Origin of the sequence: Sphingomonas sp. CROZ-RG-20F-R02-07 (genome assembly GCF_022662335.1) — a bacterium.
Classification (GTDB): Bacteria; Pseudomonadota; Alphaproteobacteria; order Sphingomonadales; family Sphingomonadaceae; genus Sphingomonas.
Map to the genome: position 1 here is coordinate 1 of NZ_JAKNQJ010000037.1, position 5,657 is coordinate 5,657.

Below are 5,657 nucleotides of genomic sequence, written 5' to 3' on the forward strand. Positions count from 1 at the left end.
GTGCCGGCGAACCGTGCCTCGACGCTGAACTGCTCGTCCTTCTCGCGGTTGCGATACGGAAAGCCGGCGGCCTCGGAGAGATAGTCTTGATTGGCATAACGCCATGCGGGAATGATTGTCAGCACGCCATCGCCGGTGTCGTAGTCGATCTGGGCATTGGCGCCGTAGAAGTCGTTATGCTGAAACGGGGTCGGGGCGATGGTGTCGAGCTTGCGACCCGCCGGGCCTGCGTTAACCGTCGTGCGGTAAGCTTGGGAATCAGCGGAGTAAATGCCGTCCGATAGCGGCAGTCCCGACAGGATGGTGCGATAGCTCTGCGTTGGCGGAAAGAAGTTGTAGTTGCTCACATAGGCGCCGCCAAAGCCGCTGCCGCGCGTCTGCTCGTAGTCGAACGCCGTGCGCACCGTGAGCTTCGGGGTCAGTGCGGCCTTCATCTGTACGCGGAGCGACGTCGTGTCGTCATCGAACAGCCTGTCCGACAGGTACCCGTCGTGCCGCGACGTGCTCGCCGAGACCCTCATCGCTCCTTCGTCGCCCAGTGGGACGTTGATCGCCCCTTCCGCGATCACTGCGTTGTAGTTGCCGTAGCTGACCGAACCATAGCCAGACAGCTCGCCCAGCTTCGGCTGTGTCGGAAGGACGTTAATGGCGCCACCCGTCGCGTTTCGGCCGTAGAGCGTGCCTTGCGGGCCTTTCAGCACTTCGATCCGGTCGAGATCGAAGAACAATCCGTTCGTCGAACTGGGCCGCCCTACGTAGACGCTGTCGTAGTTGAACGCGATCGCCGGATCGCTGTTGGGCGTCAGGGTGAAGTTGCCGACGCCGCGCAGGAAGATGAGGTTGCCTGTGCTCGACGGCTGGATCGTGAGTGCAGGAACGAGTTCGCCCAGTCGGGCCGGCTGGGTCAGGCCCGAATTTACGAGATCCGAACCCTGCACGACGTTGACGGCCACGGCGGCGCGCTGGAGATTTTCGGCGCGACGTTGCGCCGTCACGATGATGTCGCCCAATTCGTCCGTGGGACCCGCCGCCGCAGCAGGAGGCGTTGCGTCGGCCGAGGCCGCGTCCTGCGACGCCGCGGGACCGGTCGCGATGGGCGGCGTGCTCGTCTGGGCATAGGCTGTGCAGGGTGCCACCAGCGCCAGCGCCGTCGTCGCCAATAATCCTACGCGCATCGCATCCTCCCCGAAATCACGTCGGAGGTCGGCGAGCCGCCCCTGATCTTGCCATCGGCTTACGAACCGCTGGACGATGCAGGAAGATGGCAGTTCATCGAAAGTGATGCGTTCGCGGTATCATCACCTGCCAACACCGCCGCGGCTTGGTTAGCGGGTATTGCGATTGAGCGCCGCCCTTCGAAACAGGTCGGAGAGGTATTCGGCGACGGGCGTGAGGGGCAGCGCGGTTCGACGTACGATGTAGATCGGCGGTGCGACCAGCTGCTCATCCAGTCTAATGTGCGTCAGCAGTCGGCTCGTCCGAGCGAACTCGAGCCACTGCTCGGGCAGGATCGCGAGAAGGTCGGACCATGCCGCCACGGTGATCATCGACAACGCGCTCTGCGCTTGAACCGCAATGACCGGGTGGGGAAGGCCGTGGAGATCAAACAACGGATACAGTTCAGCTTCGCTGCTGGCTGTAACGGAGGTCGCCACCCATCTCGCTCCAGCGAGTTCCCGCAGCGTTGTGGCGGCGGCGAGAGGATGTCCTCGCCGACCGAGGACGACGCGTCGATTGTCGAAGAGCTTCTCCGCCGTGAATTCCCCACTCAGACGGTCTTCGGACAGCGGACCGATGTAGAAGTCGACCGAGCCGTCTCGAACCGCGGCTTCGATCGACGGGAACAGGCTTTCAGTGATCTTCAGCCGAACATTCCCATACCTGGCATGGAAAGGTTGGAGGACGCGGGGGAGCATCGAGACGTGCGGTGCCGTCGAGAGCCCGATCGACACGACGCCAGCGCTTATCCCCGTGAGCTGCTGCACCTCGTCTCGCGCGCGCTCCAGCTCCAACTGAACGGCGACGCTCCGCCTGACGAAAGCGGCTCCGATTGGCGTCAGCACCATGCCGGTCGAGCTTCGTTCGAAGAGGGAAACGCCGAGTTCCTGTTCGAGATCGCGGATGCTTCGGGTGAGGGCGGGCTGAGCGATGCCGAGCTGTCGCGCCGCCCGGCGCAGGCCACCCGCCTCCGCCACGGCCACCAGATCCCGCAACTGCGTGAGCTTCATGCGACGACCCTTCTTAGATCAGCGATGAACCACGATGCCCAAGTGATGCCGATCAGGCAACACCTGCAAGGTTTTGCCATCGTTTTATCATCGCCCCGCCACGCTATCCGAAACTCCTGCCGAACGCCTCGAAGAAGGTGGCGGCCATGACGTCGGAACGGCCGATGACGGGATGGGGTGTCGCATGCGCAGACGGACGGTAGTGGTCATCGGAGCAGGACCGAGCGGACTCGCGCTCACGATCGAGCTGGGATCGCGGGGAATCGATTGCCTGCTGGTCGAGCGCAACGACCGGGTCGGCTATGCTCCGCGCGCTAAGACGACGAACGTCAGGACCCGGACACACCTGCGGCGCTGGGGCATCGCCGACAGGCTGGCCGCAGTGTCCCCGTTCGGCATCGACTATCCCTCCACAGTCGCATTCGTCACCAGGCTCGGCGGGTTTGGCCTCGCCAAGATCGAAGACGCCTCGAACTGCCATCCAAGGCGCAACGAACTGTATCCGGAGCATGGCCAGTGGGTGCCGCAGTACAAACTCGAACAGGTGATGCGGGACCGGGCCGAGGAACTGGCCAGCGTAGATCTCCGGTTCAGCACCGAGTTCGTCGGCGTCGAACAGAACGCGGACGGCGCCGAGATCGTTCTCCGCGACCGGGTCTCCGGTGAGACGGAGACGATCGCCTGCGACTACGTCGTCGGTGCAGACGGAGCCCGAAGCGCCCTGCGTGAGGCGATCGGCGCCCGGATGGAGGGGAAGTACGGACTGTCGCGCAACTATAACATCGTCTTTCGCGCGCCTGGGCTTGCCGACGCCCATCGGCACGGCCCGGCGACGATGTACTGGCAGGTGAACCCGGCCGCACCGAGCCTGACTGGACCGATGGACAAGAATGACGTCTGGTTCTTCATGCCGACCCGTCTGGCGGAGGGCTTCACGATCACGCTGGAGAACGCTGGCGATCTCATACGGGACGCGATCGGCATAGAGACGCCGCTCGAGGTGCTCAGCGTCGACGAGTGGGTCGCGAGCAGCCTGATCGCCGACAAGTACCGCGACGGACGGATATTCCTGATCGGTGACGCATGTCACCTCCATCCGCCATTCGGGGGATACGGCATGAACATGGGCGTGGCGGACGGCGTCGATCTCGGTTGGAAGCTGGCGGCCCGCATCCAGGGGTGGGGAGCCGGTCCGCTGCTCGACAGCTACGAGACCGAGCGCAGGACGATCCATCAGGAGGTGATCGCCGAAGCGGCCGCCAACCACGCGGTGTTGTCGAACGAGTTCTGGGCCGAGGGGCTCGAGGACGACAGCCCGCCCGGGGCGGCCATGAGGGCCGACGTCGGCGAGCGGATCGTCGCCATCAAGCGCCGCGAGTTCCACACCTTGAAGACCGTTCTGGGCGGTTGCTACGAGAACTCGCCGGTCATCGCGGGCGAGGAGCGTGGCACGGCGACTGATCCAGACGACCGGCGATACGTGCCCACCAGCACGCCGGGTTGTCTGGCGCCTCACGTATGGCGAGCGGATGGCCGGTCGCTCTACGACCTTTTCGGACTGGGATTCTCCCTGCTCGTCCGGTTCAACGCGTCCGGCGACCAGATACGTCGTGCCACCGCCGCCGCCGCGAAGCGCGGGATCCCGTTGTCGGTGGTCTACTTGACCGAAGCCGACGCCGCCGACCGTTATCCGTCGGCGCTGACGCTGGTCAGGCCGGACCAACATGTCGCATGGCGGGGATCCCACTGGGGCGACGACGTGCTCGACCTCGTGACGGGAAAGGCGGCTGGCACCCAAGGTGTCGAGGCAGGGTCACCCGGTCCGGTCGAGCTCGTCGGCGATGCGACGTGATATCGGCGTCTCTGTCATGCGGGACGGCGGCTATGTCGACGCTTCGTCTTCCAATCAAAGCGGGGCGGAAATGATATGACGCAATGGACCAAGGCACTCGCAATCGGAGTAATGCTCGTGACCGTATCGAACAACGAAGCGTCGGGTGTCCCGGCGAAGCCCCAGGCAACGTCCGAGTCCCCGGCCACCGGGGCTCCATCGGGTCCACCGCCTGAAATGATGAAGGCCCTTCAAGCTCATATCGTATCGCTCACCGCAGCCTGTCCGCCCCTTCCGGAACTGTCCGTCGACGAGCGGGCAAAGCTGCCGATTCACGTGGATGCATGGGGTTCCGATGGCGATCCCGACATGCTGCTGGTCCACGGCGGCGTGCAGGGTGGGCTTGGCGGTGGACCCAGCACGTTTGATGGTCAACACGGTCTGGCGGCGGACGGGTTTCATGTCCGACGCGTCGACCGTCCAGGGTTTGGCCAGAGTCCTTCGCGCGGTCCCGACGACATGCAGGCTGATGCAGTATGGATTGCCGCCATGCTTCACCAGGGAACGAGCCTGATCGGCCACTCGTGGGGAGGGGCCGAGGCGCTGCTCGCGGCTGCCCAGAACCCCGCAGCCGTTCGCGCGCTCGTCCTCGTTGAGCCTGCTCTGGAACTGCTCGCAGCGTCTGACCCGCGCTATTCCGGCAATCCCGCCGTACGGCAGGCGAGCATGAAGCGTTTCGGGGGCTGGTTGACCAGTAAGACCCCCGCCGAATACGGTCAGGCGTTTCGTGATAGCCTCGGCGTGACGCATTCCGATGCCTCCACTTCGAACGCTACCGCCGAAGAGCGTGCTGCGTCGGCGACCCGGATAGGCTGCGCGTTCCTGCGCGCCCGGATGGCACCCGTTCCCGTTATGCAGGACGCCGTCCTCAAGATCGTAGCCGCAGGGATACCGGTGCTCGTCATCAGCGGAGGTTGGAGCCCTACGTTCGATCTGGTTGGCGAGATCGTCGCAGAAAGGCTGCACGGCCACCACGTTATTGTGAAGTCCGCAAATCACTTCGTTCAGCAGGAAAACGCCACCGAGTTCAATCGCGTGGTGAGCAAGTTTCTGAAGGCGACGCCGTCGCGGAGGTAAGTGCCCGACTCATAATTCGAGTTTGGCGATGCGGCGGGTCATTCGCCTGATGGATGAGACGACCATCCACGCCTCGGAAGATGCGATCGATGCCTCCCAGTCCTTGGCGAGGCGACGGCACCGGTTGAGCCACGCCAGGGTGCGTTCGACAACCCAGCGCCGGGGTAGAATGACAAAGCCGGCCAGGTCGGACCGTCTGATGATGTCGATCGTCAGCCGATCAATGTGCGCGACTGCCTCTTCGAGCTTCTGCCCGGCATAGCCGCCATCGGCGAACAGCCTGGTAAGGGCGGGATACGCATCGCATGACCGCTCGATCAGGCCCGGAGCTCCGCCCTCGGTCCTGCACATTGGCCCCGTGGACCACGCCTTCCAGCATGTTGCCCAGCGTGTCGGTCACAATGTGGCGTTTACGCCCCTTGATCTTCTTGCCCGCGTCGTAGCCGCGCGGTCCACCCGCT

Annotated in this window: 4 protein-coding genes and 1 pseudogene; 2 read left to right on the forward strand and 3 right to left on the reverse strand. The window is 64.3% G+C overall.

The window, feature by feature from the left end:
* Together L8H00_RS18485 and L8H00_RS18490 are read right to left on the reverse strand one after the other, a co-directional pair.
* A partial coding sequence (locus tag L8H00_RS18485; RefSeq protein ID WP_242098798.1) for a TonB-dependent receptor plug domain-containing protein occupies window positions 1–1,175 on the reverse strand: 1,175 nt, incomplete at its 3' end.
* Between the two features lie 150 nt (window positions 1,176–1,325).
* Window positions 1,326–2,228 (reverse strand): LysR substrate-binding domain-containing protein, encoded by a 903-nt coding sequence (locus tag L8H00_RS18490; RefSeq protein WP_242098801.1) that lies wholly within the window; start codon window positions 2,226–2,228, stop codon window positions 1,326–1,328.
* 184 nt (window positions 2,229–2,412) lie between these two features.
* Between L8H00_RS18490 and L8H00_RS18495 the strand changes: the two genes are divergently transcribed.
* Both L8H00_RS18495 and L8H00_RS18500 read left to right on the forward strand, forming a co-directional pair.
* Complete coding sequence (locus tag L8H00_RS18495; protein WP_242098803.1) at window positions 2,413–4,080, forward strand: FAD-dependent monooxygenase; 1,668 nt, start codon at window positions 2,413–2,415, stop codon at window positions 4,078–4,080.
* A 75-nt stretch (window positions 4,081–4,155) separates the two neighbouring features.
* A complete protein-coding gene (locus L8H00_RS18500) occupies window positions 4,156–5,196 on the forward strand; it encodes an alpha/beta hydrolase (RefSeq protein WP_242098805.1) in 1,041 nt (346 codons plus the stop codon).
* 9 nt (window positions 5,197–5,205) lie between these two features.
* Here L8H00_RS18500 and L8H00_RS18505 read toward each other — a convergent pair.
* Window positions 5,206–5,657: pseudogene (locus tag L8H00_RS18505) on the reverse strand (IS5 family transposase); the annotation flags it as partial.